The organism is Massilia sp. LMS1-1-1.1, from assembly GCF_040815535.1.
Lineage (GTDB): Bacteria > Pseudomonadota > Gammaproteobacteria > Burkholderiales > Burkholderiaceae_D > Janthinobacterium > Janthinobacterium aestuarii.
Genome location: NZ_JBFPNG010000023.1, coordinates 38,025 through 55,972, shown reverse-complemented (window position 1 = coordinate 55,972; position 17,948 = coordinate 38,025). Strand labels below are relative to the sequence as shown.

Genomic DNA, 17,948 nt, shown 5'->3' with positions numbered 1-17,948 from the left:
TGCTGCAAACATGGGAAATTGCAAAATGAAGCTCGATAAATTCGACCTCGCCATCCTGACGGCCCTGCAGCAGGATGCCCGCATCAGCCTGCACGAGCTGAGCGCCAAGGTGGGCCTGACCTCGTCGCCATGCTGGGCGCGCATCAAGCGCATGGAAGACGATGGCGTCATCGAAGGCTACACGGTGAACGTCAACGCGGCCAAGGTGGGGCTGGCCGACACCGTCATCGTGCAAGTCACCCTGGACGACCATTCCGACCAGGCCCTGTTCGAGTTCGGCCACGCGCTGGCCATGATCCCGGAAGTGCTCGAAGCGTTTCTCGTCTCCGGCGATTACGACTACTACCTGCGCATTGCCGTCAGCGACACGCGCGACTATGAACGCCTGCTGCGCGAGCGTTTATACAAAATCCCCGGCATCCGCCACAGCAAATCGAGTTTCGTGCTGCGCCAGCTCAAGCAGAGCTATTTGCCCTTGCAGCGATAGCCTGCCCGCACGGCGGGAGTTTTTCCCTAGTTCATCGATGGTGACTGTCCGATACTGGACAGACATAAAAACCATGATAAAACTGGGGACCCGCATGAAACTGACTTTATTGGCCGCTGCCGCCATGGCGCTGTGCCAGGCGCAGGCCGCCGAGCCTGCTGCCGCCAGTCTGGCCGCGAACCTGGCCGCCTCGGGCGACTTGCCCACCGTCATCATCACGGGCAGCATGCCGCTGCCCACCGTGGAGCAGCCGCGCGATACCTTGGCCGCGCCCGTGCAGACGGCCAGCGCGCAGCAGATCGCCTCCAACGGCGCGCTCGACATTTCCGCCTTCCTGCGCCGCAACCTGGGCAGCGTCTACGTGAACGAAGTGCAGAACAACCCATTCCAGCCCGACGTCAGCTACCGCGGCTATACGGCCTCGCCGTTGCTGGGCACGCCGCAGGGACTGTCCGTGTACCTGGACGGCATGCGGCTGAACCAGCCGTTTGGCGACGTCGTCAGTTGGGACTTGATCCCGCGCATGGCGATCAAATCGCTGACCTTGATGCCTGGCTCGAATCCCCTGTTCGGCCTGAATACCCTGGGCGGCGCGCTGGCCTTGCAGACCAAGGATGGTCGCAGCAATCCCGGCACCGCCGTCGAGGCGCGCCTGGGTTCCGATCAACGTCGCGCCGTGGAGGTCGAGCATGGCGGCAGCAATGCGCAGGGATGGCACTGGTATGTGACGGGCAACCGCTTCAAGGAAGTGGGCTGGCGCGACGATTCGCCATCCGACGTGCGCCAGGTGTTTGGCAAGCTGGGCTGGGGCGATGCGCGTACCGATATCGCCGTCACGCTCGCCCACGCGGACAATGCGCTGACGGGCAACGGCTTGCAGGAACAGCGCATGCTGGCCCGAGACTACCGCAGCGTCTACACCAAGCCAGACTTGACGGAAAACAGGTCGACCTTGCTGAACCTGACGAGCAAGCACCAGGCCAGCGCCGCCTTGCTCTTGTCCGGCAATGTCTACTACCGCAAGATCGACACGCACACCTACAACGGCGACCTGAACGACGAGTCGCTCGACCAGTCCGTCTACCAGCCCGGCGCGGCCGAGCGCGCTGCCCTGGCGGCGGCCGGCTACACGGGCTTTCCCGCCAGCGGGGCAAATGCATCCAATACGCCTTTCCCGAAATGGCGCTGCATAGCCAACGTGCTGCTGAATGACGAGCCGGCCGAAAAATGCAATGGCATGATCAACCGCAGCCATATCGAGCAGGAAAACTATGGTTTTTCAGGCCAGTTCACCGCGCTGGCCGACGTGGCGGGCGCGCGCCACGCCGTCACGGCCGGCGCCGCCTTCGATGCCAGCCAGGCCACCTTCCGCCAGACGAGCCAGTTCGGCTATCTGAACCCGGACCGCGGCATCACGCCCGTCGATTTCTTTGCCGACGGCACACAAATCGACGACGATGGCACGCCCGTCGACAACCGGGTCGACTTGAGCGGGCGCATGCGCACCTGGAGCGTGTATGCGAGCGACAGCATCGCGCTCAAGCAAGACTTGACCCTGACCATCTCCGGCCGCTACAACCGCAGCACGGTGCGCAACCGCGACGCCATTACGCCGGGCGGCAGCAGCGGTTCGCTCGATGGCGACCACCGTTTCAGCCGCTTCAATCCCGCCATCGGCCTGGCCTACGCACCGGTCGCAGGCATCAGCGCCTACTTCGGCTACAACGAAGGCAGCCGCACGCCGACGGCCATCGAGCTTGGTTGCGCCGACCCGGACAACCCCTGCCGCCTGCCCAACGCCATGGCCGGCGACCCGCCCTTGAAACAGGTGGTGACGAAGACGTGGGAAGCGGGCGTGCGGGGCCAATGGGGCGAGGTGGCGCGCTGGAGCGCCGGCGTGTTCCGCGCGGAAAACCACGACGATATCCTGTTCGTGGCCGACAACCAGGCCGGTTTCGGCTACTTCAAGAATTTCGGCAAGACGCGCCACCAGGGCATGGAGCTGGCGCTCGACGGCAAGGCGGGCGTGCTGGACTTCGGCGTCAACTACACGTGGCTGCAGGCGACGTACCAAAGCCGGGAAACCGTCAACGGCAGCGCCAACAGCAGCAGCGACGCCGAGGCGCCCGGCCTGGAAGGCAATATCGCCATCACGCCGGGCAACCGGATTCCGCTCACACCCAGCCATATCCTGAAGGCGCACGTGGAGGTTCAGGGTGGACGCGGCTGGACGGTGGGCCTGGCCATGACGGCCGTGTCGAGTTCCTATGCGCGCGGTAATGAAAACAATGCGCACCAGGCGGGCGGGCCAGCGTACCTGGGCGCGGGCAAGAGCGGCGGCTACGCCGTGGTGGAACTGAACGGCAAATACCAGCTGACACGGCAACTGAGCGTGTTCGCCCAGGTCAACAACCTCTTCGACCGACACTATGCGACGGCAGCCCAGCTGGGCGCGACGGGTTTCGACGCCACCGGCAACTTTGCCGCCCGGCCGCTGCCTGCCGTGAACGGCGAGTATCCGATGGTCAACGCGACCTTCTATGCGGCCGGCGCCCCGCGCAGCGTGAATGTGGGCTTGCGCTACGTGTTTTAAGGGTGGATCTGTTCAATGACGCCATTGCGCAAGGCCAAGTGGACGAGGGCGGCGGGGCCGGGCACGTCGAGCTTTTCCTTGATGCAGGTCTGGTGGTTGGCCACCGTCTTGCTGCTCAGGTGCAGCAGGCGGGCGCAGTCGGCGGCGCTGCGGCCTTCGGCCAGCAGGCGGAAGATTTCGAATTCGCGCTGGCTCAGGCTGCTCAAGCGCTGCGCTTCCATGCGGGCCGTGCCGTGCAGCACGCCCGGCGCGCTGTGCGGATCCAGGTAGCGCCGGCCCGCGTGGGCGGCGCGCACGGCATCAACCAGGTGTTCCGGGTCGGCCTGCTTGCTGACGAAGCCGCAGGCGCCGCCGTCAAACGCGCGGGCGATCAGCTGCGGCGTGTCGTGCATGCTGAACACGAGCACGCGGGCGCCGGCGTCGCGGGCGATCAGCTTGCGCAGCAATTCCAGGCCGCCGATGCCGGGCATGGACAAATCCGTCACGCAGACGTCGGGCGCGTGTTCCAGATGCAAGCCATACGCCGTTTCGCCATTGCCCGCTTCGGCCACGACGGCGATGTCGCCACCCTGTTCCAGCAGGCGCCGGTAACCGGTGCGCACCACCGGGTGGTCGTCGACCAGCATCACGCGGATCGGTGTCATGGCCGCGTTCATGCCGCACCGGCCGCCAGCGGCATCGCCACTTCGATGCGCAAGCCGTTGCCCAGCGCGCTGATCCAGCGGATATGGCCGCGCAGGCCAGCCACGCGCTCGCGCATGCCCAGCATGCCGAAGCCATCTGCCGGTGTTTTGTCTGGATGCAAACCCTGGCCATTGTCTTCGATGGCCAGGTGCAGCAAGCCGTGCGCATCGGCGCGCAATTCCACCGTGGCCCGGTCGGCGCCCGCGTGGCGCGCCACGTTCGTCAAGCCTTCCTGCACCAGGCGGTAGATGGCGGTGGCCGTGCTGTCGTCGAGCTTGGCGGGGATGGCGTGCGGCGCGAAATGGCAAGCGATGCCGTGCTGCTGGGCCCAGCTGTCGCACAGTGCCTGCAGGGCCGGCGCCAGGCCCAGGCTGTCGAGCACGGGCGGGCGCAGCCGGCGCAGCATGGTGCGCACCATCGCATGCAGCGCTTCCGACGAGCGGGCGATGCTGGCCGCGCACGCCTGCACGTTCGCCTGGTCGCCATCGCGCGCGCGCAGGATGTAGCTGGCGGCGGCGCGGATGGCCGTGCAGTCCTGTCCCACTTCATCGTGCAGCTCGCGCGCCAGCGCGCAGCGCTCCTCTTCCTGCGCGCGCAGCAGGCGCTGCGTGAGGGCGCGGTTTTGCGCCAGCAGCAGCGCCACCTGGCGCCCGCGCCGCACGGCAAAGCCGGCCAGGGCAAGCGCCAGCAACAGCAGGCTCAGGGCCAGTTCATCAAGTTGCCAGTGCTCATGGCGCCACAGCGCGTAGGTCAGCCGTTCGGCCAGGTCCAGCCTGGCGGCTAGCAGGAAAAAAGCCAGCGCCAGCGCGCAGCACACGAGGAGGCGCCGGGCCGGCCGCGTGCCAGAGCGGCCGTTGCCGGCCAGTTGGTAGTGTTCCATGATGCAGCTCCCTGTGCACGGTCGATCTCTTCGTTGTGCAAGCTTCATGCCATCGGCGCAGGGGCTGTGGCTGGGCGCGCAGGGGAGAGACAAGTGTTCCAGGATGGAACAGGTGTACCGCGATGTGACGGGTGGTGCCATGGCGCGGTGGGCGCGGTTTTCGAGCTTATCTGAAGTCGCGCCGGCATGCTGGCGCACACGTCTGCAGTGTGAGGCATTGTTGTTCCAATGTAACGTTGAGATTGCTCAAGCTTTCATAGATAAAACAAAACAAAGTATCGCAGAGTTAGATAAAAAATAAATAAATGATATTAAAAATATGTTATTTGTTTTATGCGATTTGCTATATTTGTTGACACTTTTGTGAAAAAGCTGAAAGCGGGCGCCAGACCTGCCGACCTATCTATCCACAACAAACAAGGGAATAGAATGAATCGTCCATCACATGCGCGGGTATCTCCCGCCACTGCCCATCCGCCCGCTACCCGCGGTCGCGCCACCATCCTGGCCGCGCTGGCCACCTTGTCCGTGCTGGCCTCGGCGCCGGCCATGGCCGATGTCCTGACCTTCGATAATTTGCGTCCCGACGTGTATGAAAGCGGCCAGACGCTCAATACGTCGAGCTACAACCTGCTGTTCCTGGCCGACCCGACCACGGCGGCCGGCGGCGGCGTCAGCGGCGTGGGCGCCATCCTCGATGGGCGCGCGGGATCGTCGTGCGATATCGCCGCCTGCCCGCAGGGCGGCACCGGCAACTACCTGGCCATCCTCAACGATGGCGGCGTGAATTTCGCGCGTGCCGATCACCAGGCGTTCAGCCTGGCCGGTTTCGACTATTCCTTCATCGCGCCCGTTTCCGGCTTGCCCAACATGCAGTGGGGCCAGCTGCAGCTGAGCGGCACCCTCAGCAACGGCCAGGTGGTCAGCACCTCGCTGGCGTTCCCGGGCCAGGGCAGCGATGGCAACTACCATTTCCAGGGCGCTTCCCTGCTGGGCGGCTTCAGCAACTATGCGTTCACGGGCCTGACCTTCAACGCGTGTATCTTCAACGATACGGGCGCGTGCAGCAATTCCATCGATTTCCCCGCCTTTAACCAGGGCCAGTTTGCGCTCGACAATATCAACATCAGCGCCGTGCCGGAACCGTCGACCTACATGCTGCTGCTGGCCGGCCTGGGCGCCATCGGCATGCTGTCGCGCCGCCGCGCTGGCAAGTTCGCCGCGTTCACCGTGCAAGGAGCATGAGATGAAATTACGTCCCGTTTCACTCGCTATCCTCCTGCTGGCCGCCAGCCTGGCGCAAGCGGCGCAGGCGCAGGAACGCCGTTCCTACATCGTGCAGCTGGTCGACAAGCCGGCCGCCACCTACACGGGCCAGGTCGACGGCCTGGCCGCCACCAGGCCGGCGCCGGGCGCGCGCATCAACGTGGGCGCCGCCGATGTGCAGGCCTACCTGAGCTACCTCGACACCAAGCAGGCCGCCGTGGCCGGCACCGTCAGCGCGGCGGAAATCACGCACCAGTACAGCGTCGTCTTCAACGGCTTTTCCGCCTTGCTGACGGACGATGAAGTGCGGGCCCTGAAGAAAAACAGCGGTGTGGCCAGCATCAGCGCCGACTCCATCCTGCAGCTCGACACCAGCTACACGCCCACCTTCCTGGGTCTGGACAAGCCGGGCGGCCTGTGGGAACAACTGGGCGGCAAGACGCACGCGGGCGAAGACATCATCATCGGCATCGTCGACAGCGGCATCTGGCCCGAGAACACGGCCTTTGCCGACCGCCTCGACGAGAACGGCGTGCCCAGCCACAGCGGCAGCAACGTCGTGTACGGCGCGCCGCCGGCCAGCTGGCAGGGCACTTGCCAGACGGGCGAAGGTTTCAGCGCCGAGAATTGCAACAACAAACTGATCGGCGCACGCTACTACCGCGCCTCCACGGCGGCGCTGCACTGGACGGAATTCCGTTCGCCGCGCGATTCCGTCGCCGGCCTGACGGGGCACGGCGGCCATGGCACGCATACGGCGTCCACGGCTGGCGGCAACAATGGCGCCTTGGCCACCTCGAACGGCGTGTCGCTGGGCAAGGCCTCGGGCATGGCGCCGCGCGCGCGCATCGCCGCCTATAAAGTGTGCTGGACGGCCGCATCGACGGGCCGCAACGGTTGCGCCACGGCCGACAGCGTGGCCGCCATCGACCAGGCCGTCAAGGATGGCGTCAACGTCATCAACTTCTCCATCGGCCCGAACGCGGGCGGCGGTGCCTTCGACGAACCGACGGAAGTCGCCTTCCTCGGCGCGGCCGCGGCCGGCGTGTTTGTCGCCACGTCCGGCGGCAATTCCGGTCCATCCACGCCGGCGCCCGACGTGCCGGCGCCCGTCTCGCACATCAGCCCCTGGCTGGCGACGGTCGCCAATTCCACCCACAACCGCCTGTACGCGGGCAATGTCATCCTCAGCAACGGCACCAGGCTGGAAGGCGCATCGAGCAATGCGAAGACGCCGGCCCTGCCGCTGATCCGCTCGCGCGATGCGGGCCTGGCCGGCGTGCTGCCGACGGACCTCAATCTGCTGCGCTGCTTCGGCGGGGCCGATGCCACCTCCGCTTATCTGGACCCGGCGAAAGTGGCGGGCAAGATACTCGTGTGCGACCGTGGCGGCAACGTGCTGGTCAACAAGAGCGCGAATGCCAGGACGGCGGGCGCGGCGGGCGTGGTCATCGCCAACGTGGCTGGCGGCGCCAACACCATCATCAACCAGGCGCACACGCTGTCGACCGTGCACCTGGCGCAGGCGCAGGGCGACGCGCTGAAGGCTTTCATGGCGTCCACTCCGGACGGCACGGCGGCATTGGGCGAGATCCATACCATCCCCGACACGACGGTGCAGGCGCCGATCGTCAGCGACCGTTCCTCGCGCGGACCGAACGTGGCCAACGCGAACATCCTGAAACCGGATCTGTCGGCGCCCGGCACCAACATTCTCGCCGGCGTGACGGCCGACCTGACCCCGGCGCAGCGCGATGCCGTGGCGGCCGGTGGCGTGGCGCCAGTGGCCGAGTGGGATTTCTACTCCGGCACTTCGATGGCCAGCCCGCACGTGGCCGGCGTGGCGGCGCTGCTCAAGCAGCAGCATCCGGGCTGGTCGCCCGCGGCCATCAAGTCGGCGCTGATGACGACGGCCTTCAGCACGTATCCCGATGGCTTGAACGGTTCCGTGTCGTGGGATGCCACGGCGAAGAACTCGGGCCAGCTGCCATGGGGCCAGGGCGCCGGCCACATCGCGCCGAACAGCGCGGCCGATCCCGGCCTCGTGTACGACGTGTCGGAAATCGACTATGCGCGCTTCCTGTGCGGCCTGAACCTGAAGGTCTACAGTCCCGCCACGTGCCAGGCCGTCGGCACCATTCCTGCCTACAACCTGAACCTGGCGTCGCTGACGGCGGCCAACGTGCTGGGCACGCAAGTGCTGACGCGCACGGTGACCAACGTGGGCGCCAGCAGCGCCGTCTATAACGTCTCGGCCAGCCTGCCCGGCTACACGGTGGCGGTAACGCCAACGAGCCTGAGCCTGGCGCCGGGCGCCAAGGGCCAGTACCAGGTCAAGCTGACGCGCACCACGGCGCCGGCCAATACCTGGACCTACGGCGCCCTGAGCTGGACGGATGGCACGCACACGGTGCGCAGCCCGCTGACGGCGCGCGGCACGTCGCTGGCCGCCATTCCGCTGGTCAGCAGCGAAGCGGCCACGGGCAGCAAGGTGCTGACCCTGGGCACGGGCTTCACGGGCGCGCTGGTCGGCGTCAAGTCGGGTCTCGTCGAAGCCGTGCGCCAGACGCGCACGATCGGCCAGGCGGTGACGGGCGCTGCCGCATCGGCTGCCTGCAAGGCCGGTGGCGCCACGGGCGTGAACGTGCACAACGTGGTGATCCCGGCCGGCACCCTGGCGGCGCGCTTTGCCACCTACGACTCGGAAACGACGGGCGGCGCGAATACCGACCTGGACATGGAGGTCTACAACGCCGCCAATGTGCTGGTCGGCAGCAGCGGCAATGAAAGTTCCAATGAGCAGGTGGAACTGCGCCTGCCCGCCGCCGGTACCTACAAGGTGTGCATGATCGGTTTTGCGCCGCAAAACGGCCAGGCCGACTACGCCTTGTCGTCGTGGGTGCTGGCGCCGGGCTTGAACAACGGCAGCTTCAAGGCGCTGATGCCGGGTACGGCCTTCATGGGCGGCACGGCGTCTGTTTCGCTGAGCTGGTCCAACCTGGCCGAAGGCAAGCGCCACCTGGGCGCCGTCGGCTACCAGGTAGCTGGCGTGGTGCAGGGCGTGACGGTGGTCGAGGTCAATACCAATGATCCCGTGCCGCTGTTCCAGAACGCGCGCGGCGCCAAGCCGGTGCTGGCTGAATAAACCGTTCATGGTGTGAACGCAAGGCGTGCCTCCGGGCACGCCTTTTTTTTAACGGAGACCCCCGTTCGGGAGGAATAGCACTTGCATGGCGGTAACGCCCCCGGTATCTTGTCGGCTAGCCAAGGCTTTGTGGCCTGGCATTCTTGGGGAGTCGCGCGTGACCAGTTTCCGCACTAATACCGACCGCCTGCTGGAAGTGCGCCTGCAGGATGAAAAAGTGCTGGCGATTGCCGGCGCGATGGTCGCCTATACGGGCGCCATCAAATTTGAAAAGTCCCTGCTCGGCGGCGAGGGCCTCTTCGGCGCGCTCAAGCGCAAGGTGACGAACGAAGGCATGCAGGTGATGCAGGCCTCTGGCACGGGCACCGTGTTTTTCGCGCAGAATGCGGCCGAGATCACCGTCATGGCCCTGGCCGGTGAAAAGCTGACCATTGAAAGCAGCAGCCTGCTGGCCTACGACACGAGCCTGAAGACGGGCACCAGCTTTGCGGGCCTGCGCGGCGCCAGTTCGGGCCAGGGCCTGTTTTCCACCACCGTCGAAGGCAACGGCAACCTGGCCGTCATTTCGCGCGGCAACCTGATCATGCTGGAAGTGACGCCCGCGCATCCGCTGCGCGTGGACCCGGACGCTTTCGTCGGCTTCAAGGGCGACATCCGCCAGGAATTCGTTTTCGACGTCAACTGGCGCACGATGATCGGCCAGAGCTCGGGCGAATCGTACCAGCACAAATTCACAGGCCAGGGCGTGGTGTTCATCCAGCCCGCCGAACGTTAAGTTAGCGAGGACCCGTCATGCCTGTCTATCAGCAGATCAATGAAAAGATGCTTGAGGTCAAACTCGGCAATGAAGAAGTGTTCGCGCGCAAGGGCGCCATGGTGTCCTACCAGGGCGACGTGGCGTTCAGCCGCTCCTTCCTGGCCGGCCAGGGCGTGCAAAGCCTGGCCATGCGCGCCGTCACGAACGAAGGCTACGCCATGATGTCGGCGCGTGGCACGGGCAGCGTGTTTTACGCCCAAGGCGGCCTGTTCGTCACCATCGTCCCCGTGCGCGGCGAAACGTTTTACGTGGAAAGCGATTCCCTGCTGGCCTTCGATGCGCGCCTGACGGCCGGCACCATGTTCCTCGGCAACCAGGGCGGCGTGCAGGGCGTGGTGCGCGGCATGGCCTCGGGCCAGGGCTTGTTTACCACCACCTTGCAAGGCACGGGTGACGTGGCGATTTTGTCCGACGGTAACGCCATCGGCTTGCCCGTCACGCCGGACGTGCCCGTGTTTGTCGACCCGCAAGCGTATATCGGCCACACGGGGCAGCTGAGCTCGACCATCGTCACGGACCTGAACTGGAAAACTTTCGTCGGCCAGGCGTCCGGCGAATCCTACCAGGTGAAGTTCACGGGCCAGGGCACGGTCTACATCCAAGCGAGCGAAAGGTAAGCCATGACGATTTACACTCCCGATACCTTGCCGAAGAACGATAACCTGAACCGTTTTTCGTATGTCATCGACGTCAAGGAACAGATCTTCATTCGCAAGGGCAAGATGATCGCCTTTTATGGCGAACTGCGCTTCGAAGCCATGGGCAGCAGCGTGCTCGACCTGATCGTGCGTAACGCCTTCAATGCGCCGAAATACGTGCACCACTTTGTCGTCGCGCAAGGGCAGGGCCAATTGATTTTGGGCGACAACGGCAACGACCTGGCGTGCTATGACCTCGACAACGCCAACATGACCATCCGCGCGAAAAACCTGCTGGGTTTTACGAAGGATGTGATTTGCCAGGAATCGACCTTGCCCGGCTACCTGACGATGATAGGCACCGGTAAAGTGATCGCCTCGTCGAACGGCCCCGTGCATTTCCTTGAATTGCCGTGCCGCGTGGACGAGCAGGCCGTGCTGGGCTGGGCCGATTGCCCCAGCCCCTCGTATCACTACGATTACGCCCACGTGCAGGGCTGGGCCTCGGCCGCTGGCGCGCTCACGGGTTTTACCCTGTCGGGCGAGGAGAAGCAGATCGACTTCACGGGCGCCGGCACGGTGCTGGTGCAATCGTCCGAGCTGGACGTGACGGGCAGCTCGGCCCTGGCCAACCTGCTGGCGCAATTGCCGATGCTGGGCAAGGAAGACCTGGGGACCTTGAGCTTGTCCGTCCAGCAGCAGATGAAGCAGGAACGTTAAGCTACTTGACGGTCGCCCATCCGGGCGGCCGTTTTTCCAGGAAGGCGCTCACGCCTTCGTCCGCATCCTCTTCCATCATGTTGCGCGCCATCACGTCGCCCGCATACGCATACGCGTCGTCCAGCGGCAGCTGGCGCTGCCGGTAGAACATTTGTTTGCCGTAGCGGATGGCCGTCGGGCTTTTCGCCATGATCTGCTGCGCTAGGCGCGCCACAGCCTCGTCGAGCGCCGCGTCGGCCACCGTTTCATTGATCAGGCCCCAGTCGGCGGCCGTGTCGGCATCGATGAAGCGGCCCGTCACCAGCATGTCGAAGGCCCGCTTGGGCGACACATTGCGCGACAGGGCGACCGATGGCGTGGCGCAGAACAGGCCCACGTTGATGCCGGAAACGGCAAAGCGGGCGGACGCACCCGCCACGGCCAGGTCGCAGCTGGCGACCAGCTGACAGCCGGCCGCCGTGGCGATGCCGTGCACGCGGGCAATCACGGGCACGGGCAAGGTTTGAATGGCTTGCATCACGCGCGAGCATTGCGCGAACAGGGTTTGATAATACGCAAGCTGGCGCGTGGCCTGCATCTGGCGCAAATCGTGGCCCGCGCAAAAAGCCTTGCCTTCGGCGGCCAGCACCACGCAGCGCACGTGCGGCTGCTGCGCGATGGCATCGAACGCTTCCTGCAGCGCGGCCAGCATGGCTTCGGACAGGGCGTTGAATTGCAGGGGGCGGTTCAGCCGAAGGGTGACGAGGCCGCCCTCGTCCTCGCGCAGCACCAGCGGCGCTTCGGTATCATGTGTTGCGGTCATGCGGTCTCCAGTGGCCTGATGGCCTTGTTGTTCTAGGAAATCTTATTTGGCGGCATTGACGCTGCCGATGCCGGCGACCGACTTGTGCACGATCTTCGGCTTGCCGTAGTAGGTCAGTTCGCCCATGCCGCGCACCACGGCGTTCAGTTCGCCCGAGGAATACACCTTGACGGAGCCGATGCCTTCGAAATTGACGTCGACGTTTTTCGCCAGCAAGGCTTTCGTATCGACTTCGCCCACGCCTTGCGCCTTCAGGCGCAGCCAGTCGACCTGGCCATCGGCGGCCAGGCGGCCCGCGCCCTTGTAGCTGATGTCGACTCTAGGACCATTGAGCTTGGTGAGGATTTTTTCGCCCGCGCCTTCCGCGATCAGCTTGCGCAAGGTGGGCATGGTGATGATGACCCGCGGGTCGCCCTCGGTCTTCTTGATGTCCTTGTCCTTCATGGAAATTTTCAGCTCGCCATCGACCACTTCCGTGATCACGCCGCTGAGGAATTTCTGGTCGCCGCGCAGCAGCAGGCTTTGCTCCTTGCCCGATTCCACTTCGATGCTGATGGGGCCGCGGATGTCGATGGCGTTGAAGGCGGCTACCGTGCGGGTTTGCTCGTCGGCATGCGCGACGGTAGCGAGGCAGGCGAGGGACAGGACTGACAACAGGAACAGAGGACGCATGGCGGTTTCCTTGAGTAGTTGATCAGTGTATTCTATTGTGCAACATCTCGATTGGGGAGAAATTTGCGACGAACGGCACAAATCGCGGTGCCGATGACACGGCGGCGCCGGCCAGCCGCGCGCCCGGCAAGGCGCCGTTGGTCTATGCTATGGCGTACCGCGTCCTGGAGAGCAGATGAAAAATTACCACAAAGAAGATTATCCCGTCGCCGATATCCGGCGCTTTCTCGAACCGGGGCCGGTGGTGCTCGTCAGTTCAACGTGGCAGGGCGAAAGCGACGTCATGACCATGGCTTGGCACATGCTGATGGAATTCACGCCATCGTTGCTCGGCTGCTTCATTTCTGACGCGAACCACAGCTATGAAATGATCAAGCGCAGCATGGAATGCGTGATCAACCTGCCCACGGCCGACATGGTCGACCAGGTCGTCGCCATCGGCAATTGCAGCGGTGAAGACACGGACAAGTTCACGGCCTTCGGCCTCACGCCCCAGCCCGCCGAGCTGGTGGGCGCGCCCCTGATCGCCGAATGCTACGCCAACTTCGAATGCAAGCTGGCCCAGGTGGCGGGCAATCCGAAAGGCGGCTTCTTCATCTTCGAGTGCGTGAAAGCCCACGTGGCCACCTCGCCCAAGCTGCCGGAAACGTTACATTACCGCGGCAACGGCGAGTTCATGGTGTCGGGCCGGACCATCAGCCGCAAGAGCTTGATGAAACCTGAAATGTCGTAGGTCGGATTAGGTTCGAAGAACCGTAATCCGACACCACCGTTGGCCGATGATTAAATCACGCCCTGCGCCAGCATCGCATCGGCCACTTTCACGAAACCGGCGATATTCGCGCCATCGACATAGCTGACCGTGCCATCGGCACGCGTGCCGTATTGCTTGCACGCGGCATGGATGCCTTGCATGATCTGCAGCAAACGCGCATCGACTTCTTCGCGCGGCCAGGAAATTCGGGCCGCGTTCTGGCTCATTTCCAGGCCGGACGTGGCCACGCCGCCCGCATTGCTGGCCTTGCCCGGCGCGTACAGCACGCCGGCCGCTTCGAAGGCTTTCGCTGCCTCGATGGTGGTGGGCATGTTGGCGCCTTCGGCCACGCATTGCACGCCATTGGCGATCAAGGTGCGCGCATCGTCGATATGCAATTCATTCTGCGTGGCGCAGGGCAGGGCGATGTCGACCGGTACATGCCATGGCGACACGCCGGCCTCGAAGCGCACGCCCGTGCGTGCGGCGTAGTCGCTGACCCTGCCATACAAATGGTTCTTGACCTCCATCAGGATGGCCAGCTTTTCCGGGGTAAAGCCTGCCTCGTCGATGACGGTGCCGCTCGAATCGGAGACGGTGATGACTTTCGCGCCCATGGCCATGGCTTTTTCCACCGCATACTGCGCCACGTTGCCCGAACCGGACACGGACACGCGCATGCCTTCGAACGAGCGGCCCCGCGTTTTCAGCATTTCCTGCGCAAAGTACACGGTGCCGTAGCCCGTCGCTTCCGGCCGCATCAGCGAGCCGCCGAAGCTGGCGCCCTTGCCCGTGAACACGCAGTCGGCGCGGTTGCTGAGCTTTTTCATCATGCCGGCCATATAACCGACTTCGCGCCCGCCCACGCCGATGTCGCCGGCCGGCACGTCCGTGTCCGAACCCACGTGGCGGAACAGTTCGCTCACGAAGGCCTGGCAGAAGCGCATCACTTCGCCCGGGCTCTTGCCCTTCGGATCGAAATCGGAGCCGCCCTTGCCGCCGCCCATCGGCAAGGTCGTCAGGGCGTTCTTGAACGTCTGTTCGAAGGCGAGAAATTTCAGCACGGACAAGGTCACGGAAGGGTGGAAACGGATGCCGCCCTTGTACGGCCCGATGGCCATGCTGTGCTGGATGCGGTAGCCGCGGTTGACTTGCACTTGCCCGTGATCATCGACCCACGACACGCGGAACATCACCACGCGCTCCGGCTCGATCAAGCGTTCCAGCAAGCCTTGTTCCGCATATTTCGGGTGCTGCTCCAGGAACGGCCACAAGCTCTCCATGACTTCGGTGACGGCTTGCAGAAACTCGGGTTGACCTGGATTGCGTGCGGCGACATGCTGGACATACTCGTGAGCAGATGCGTATTTCATCAGAATTCCATGGAGGTAATCGGTTATTTGGGCAACTATCATCGCAGATTTCGCACAAAAATGGTGCGGAAATTTGGTTTTGAGGGGTTTCTGCTACATTGTGGGGATTTTTTGGGGAGTGGTGGCCGATGCGAGCCGTAAACGACAACGCCAGCCCGAAGGCTGGCGTTGTCGTCATTCTTGCGTGCCTGGCTCGTCAAGCCAGGACAGCGATCACCCCGCCATGCCGCGCAAGATCAAGCCCGTGATGTAAGCGCCGTAGGTGCCCAGCGCGTAGCCGAGCACGGCCAGCAGCACGCCCACGGGAGCCAGGGCCGGGTGGAAGGCGCTGGCGATGACGGGGGCCGAGGCTGCGCCGCCGATGTTCGCTTGCGATCCCACGGCCATGAAGAACAGGGGTGCGCGGATCAGCTTGGCGACGAGCAGCATCAGGCCGCCATGCACGGCGATCCAGATCAGGCCGAGCAGGAACAAAAATGGCTTGTCGAGCAGGGCGCCCAGGTCCATGTGCATGCCGATGGTGGCCACCAGCACGTACAGCATGGCCGAGCCGATGGTCGAGGCGCCCGCGCCTTCCAGACTGCGCGCTTTGGTAAAACTCAGCAGCAGGCCGAAGGTGGTGGCGAGCACGACGATCCAGAAGAAATTCGACGTCAGGCTGTAATCCTGCAAGCGCCATGCGGCGGGCAGGGTGTTGATCCAGCCGATGATGGGGCCGGCCAGGAAATGGGACAGGCCCGTCACGCCCAGGCCCACGCCGAGGATGATCATGATGTCGGTCAGGTTGGCGATGCGCGCGTGCTGCGTGCGGTAGCTTTCGATGCTGTCCTTGAGCGCATTGATGGCCGTCAAATCGGCACCGGTCCAGCGGTCGAAGGCGCCCGCGCGGCCGGCCAGGAACAGCAGCACGGCCGTCCAGACGTTGGCCACCAGCACGTCGACGGCGACGAACTGGCCAAACAGGGTGGCGTCCACTTCAAACACTTCCTTCATGGCCGCCTGGTTGGCGCCGCCGCCTATCCACGAGCCGGCCACGGTGGTCATGCCGCGCCACGTGTCGCCCGCCACCGTTTCCGGGTGGATCAAACGCAAGGCTTCGAACGAGACGAGGGCGCCCAGCATGACGCCCAGGGTGCCCGTCAAAAACATGATGATGGCCTTGGGGCCGAGGCGGATGATGCCGCCGAAGTCGATGGCCACGCACAGCAGGACCAGCGCGCTGGGCAGCAGATAGTCGCGCGCCACGGCGTACAGGCCGGACGCGTTGCCGTCGATGATGCCGAAGGTGTTCAGCAACGCCGGGATCAAATAGCACATCAACAGCGACGGGATATACGTGTAGAACTTTTTCCAGAAGCCGTCTGGGCGGGAAGCGCTCCAGAAGACGGCTCCCAGGGTCATGGCGAGCAGGCCGAGGACGACGGCGTCATTGGTGATCAGGGCGGGTGTGGCAGGTGGCATCGGGGATTCCGGTGAACGTGTCAGGGACGCACGGATGCCGATAAGGCCCCCGGGCGCGGGTGGCCGTATCGTATAGCAATGTTGAAGCCTAAACAAATTATTTAGGCCGTGCCAGTGGAAATTTTTCTTGTCAAATCAAACACTTGTGGACTGCTTCGCCACACTGTACGCCAGACTGGCGGTTACAAATAGCGCGCCAGCAAGGCCTTGTCGAGAGCGCCGTCGAGCTCGATGCGCACGAAGTGGCCGCTGCCGGGCGCCACCTGGATCTCGCTGCCGTCATCGCTGAGCATGCGGGTAATGGTGAAATCGCGGTTGCCGCCCGGATGCACGGCCTCGATGCGGTCGCCCACGGAGAATCGGTTCTTCACTTCCACCCTGGCCCAGCCGTCCGCCACGCCCAGCACGTCGCCCACGTACTGGCTGCGATCCGCCTCGGACGCGCCGCGCATGTAGTTCTGGTGCGCCTGGGTATGGTGGCGCTGGTAAAAACCGTCCGTGTAGCCGCGGTTGGCCAGGCCTTGCAGCTGGCCCAGCAGGCCGATATCGAAAGGGCGGCCCGCGACGGCGTCATCGATGGCCTGGCGGTAGACTTGCGCCGTGCGCGCCGCGTAGTACAGCGACTTGGTGCGGCCCTCGACCTTCAGCGAATCGACGCCGATTTTCACGAGGCGCTCGATATGCTCGACGGCGCGCAAGTCCTTCGAGTTCATGATGTAGGTGCCGTGCTCGTCTTCGAGTATCGGCATCAGCTGGCCCGGGCGCTGGGCTTCTTCAATCAGGTAGGGCTGGTCGGCCAGCGGGTGGCGCGGCTGCTGGTGCAGGGCGGAAAACGCATTGTTGTCGGCCTCGGCCAGCGCCTGATGGAATTCCAGCGGCACCACCTGCATGCCGCCCAGGTCGCCGCTGGCGTCTTCCGTGGCATTTTTCACCTTGTAATCCCAGCGGCAGGAATTCGTGCACGTGCCCTGGTTCGGGTCGCGGTGGTTGAAATAGCCGGACAGCAGGCAGCGGCCCGAATAGGCGATGCACAGGGCGCCGTGGACGAAGACCTCGAGCTCCATTTCCGGGCAGCGCTGGCGGATTTCCTCGATCTCGTCGAGCGACAGTTCGCGCGACAGAATCACGCGCGTCAAACCCATGCGGTGCCAGAATTTGACGTCGGCCCAGTTGACGGCATTCGCCTGCACGGACAAGTGTACGGGGACGTCCGGCCACTTGTCGCGCACCATCATGATGAGGCCCGGGTCGGCCATGATCAGCGCGTCGGGGCGCATGGCGATCACCGGTTCCATGTCGCGCAAATACGTTTTCAGCTTGGCGTTGTGGGCGAAGATATTGCTGGCGACAAAGAACTGCTTGCCGCGCGCATGGGCGCCATCGATGCCCTCCTGCAAGGCTTGCAAGGTCGAAAAATCGTTATTGCGCACGCGCAAGCTGTAGCGTGGCTGGCCCGCGTAGACGGCGTCGGCGCCATAGTCGAAGGCGGCATGCATCTTGGCCAGGGAGCCGGCAGGCAGAAGGAGTTCGGGAGCGTGGCGCATGGAGGATGGGCAAAGCCGGCGATCTTATGCTGGCTGGCCGCATATTGCATTGCCTAACGTCAAGAAATTGCACTAATTCGACACCATGGGAATGCATTTTCCTGCGTCGAAA

The 17,948-nt window shown here is 64.2% G+C and carries 15 protein-coding genes; 8 read left to right on the top strand and 7 right to left on the bottom strand.

Annotation, left to right across the window (positions count from 1 at the left end):
• Positions 1–25 precede the first annotated feature (25 nt).
• Positions 26–487 carry an Lrp/AsnC family transcriptional regulator gene (locus MRBLMS1_RS15255; RefSeq protein WP_034784295.1) on the top strand — a complete coding sequence of 154 codons (462 nt, stop codon included), beginning with the start codon at positions 26–28 and terminating at the stop codon, positions 485–487.
• Between the two features lie 94 nt (positions 488–581).
• The gene (locus tag MRBLMS1_RS15250; protein WP_485880182.1) at positions 582–3,080 is read left to right on the top strand and encodes a TonB-dependent receptor; all 2,499 of its coding nucleotides are present in this window, start codon (positions 582–584) and stop codon (positions 3,078–3,080) included.
• Here MRBLMS1_RS15250 and MRBLMS1_RS15245 read toward each other — a convergent pair.
• A complete protein-coding gene (locus MRBLMS1_RS15245) occupies positions 3,077–3,724 on the bottom strand; it encodes a response regulator (protein WP_485880180.1) in 648 nt (215 codons plus the stop codon). The genes MRBLMS1_RS15250 and MRBLMS1_RS15245 overlap by 4 nt on opposite strands.
• An 8-nt stretch (positions 3,725–3,732) precedes the next feature.
• Entirely contained in the window at positions 3,733–4,644 is a 912-nt protein-coding gene (locus tag MRBLMS1_RS15240) for a histidine kinase (RefSeq protein WP_485880178.1), read from the bottom strand.
• Positions 4,645–5,073: 429 nt separating this feature from the next.
• On the opposite strand from MRBLMS1_RS15240, the gene MRBLMS1_RS15235 reads away from it, so the two are divergent.
• The 5 genes from MRBLMS1_RS15235 (at position 5,074) to MRBLMS1_RS15215 (ending at position 11,230) form a co-directional block, all read left to right on the top strand.
• Positions 5,074–5,889 carry an NF038120 family PEP-CTERM protein gene (locus MRBLMS1_RS15235; protein ID WP_181877962.1) on the top strand — a complete coding sequence of 272 codons (816 nt, stop codon included), beginning with the start codon at positions 5,074–5,076 and terminating at the stop codon, positions 5,887–5,889.
• Position 5,890: 1 nt separating this feature from the next.
• On the top strand, positions 5,891–9,055 hold the full coding sequence (locus MRBLMS1_RS15230) for a S8 family serine peptidase (protein WP_485880175.1): 3,165 nt from the start codon (positions 5,891–5,893) through the stop codon (positions 9,053–9,055).
• Positions 9,056–9,212: 157 nt separating this feature from the next.
• Positions 9,213–9,830 (top strand): AIM24 family protein, encoded by a 618-nt coding sequence (locus MRBLMS1_RS15225; protein WP_181877963.1) that lies wholly within the window; start codon positions 9,213–9,215, stop codon positions 9,828–9,830.
• 17 nt (positions 9,831–9,847) lie between these two features.
• The gene (locus MRBLMS1_RS15220; protein WP_034753503.1) at positions 9,848–10,489 is read left to right on the top strand and encodes an AIM24 family protein; all 642 of its coding nucleotides are present in this window, start codon (positions 9,848–9,850) and stop codon (positions 10,487–10,489) included.
• A gap of 3 nt (positions 10,490–10,492) precedes the next feature.
• Positions 10,493–11,230: an AIM24 family protein gene (locus MRBLMS1_RS15215; RefSeq protein ID WP_128141197.1), complete on the top strand. Its 738-nt coding sequence runs from the start codon at positions 10,493–10,495 to the stop codon at positions 11,228–11,230.
• A gap of 1 nt (position 11,231) precedes the next feature.
• On the opposite strand, the gene MRBLMS1_RS15210 is transcribed toward MRBLMS1_RS15215, so the two are convergent.
• Positions 11,232–12,032, bottom strand: a complete 801-nt coding sequence (locus MRBLMS1_RS15210; protein WP_485880172.1) for an enoyl-CoA hydratase — start codon at positions 12,030–12,032, stop codon at positions 11,232–11,234.
• A 42-nt stretch (positions 12,033–12,074) separates the two neighbouring features.
• Positions 12,075–12,704 (bottom strand): head GIN domain-containing protein, encoded by a 630-nt coding sequence (locus tag MRBLMS1_RS15205; RefSeq protein WP_485880170.1) that lies wholly within the window; start codon positions 12,702–12,704, stop codon positions 12,075–12,077.
• A gap of 175 nt (positions 12,705–12,879) precedes the next feature.
• Here MRBLMS1_RS15205 and MRBLMS1_RS15200 point away from each other — a divergent pair, with 175 nt between their 5' ends.
• Entirely contained in the window at positions 12,880–13,437 is a 558-nt protein-coding gene (locus MRBLMS1_RS15200; RefSeq protein ID WP_034753508.1) for a flavin reductase family protein, read from the top strand.
• Between the two features lie 50 nt (positions 13,438–13,487).
• Here the strand turns inward: MRBLMS1_RS15200 and gdhA are convergent, their stop codons facing one another.
• The 3 genes from gdhA to trhP form a co-directional block, all read right to left on the bottom strand.
• The gene (gdhA, locus tag MRBLMS1_RS15195; RefSeq protein ID WP_034753510.1) at positions 13,488–14,831 is read right to left on the bottom strand and encodes an NADP-specific glutamate dehydrogenase; all 1,344 of its coding nucleotides are present in this window, start codon (positions 14,829–14,831) and stop codon (positions 13,488–13,490) included.
• A 213-nt stretch (positions 14,832–15,044) separates the two neighbouring features.
• Positions 15,045–16,292, bottom strand: coding sequence for a DUF819 family protein (locus tag MRBLMS1_RS15190; RefSeq protein ID WP_485880167.1), 1,248 nt, complete (start codon positions 16,290–16,292; stop codon positions 15,045–15,047).
• A gap of 182 nt (positions 16,293–16,474) precedes the next feature.
• Positions 16,475–17,836 (bottom strand): prephenate-dependent tRNA uridine(34) hydroxylase TrhP, encoded by a 1,362-nt coding sequence (gene trhP / locus MRBLMS1_RS15185; protein WP_485880165.1) that lies wholly within the window; start codon positions 17,834–17,836, stop codon positions 16,475–16,477.
• Between the last annotated feature and the right edge of the window lie 112 nt (positions 17,837–17,948).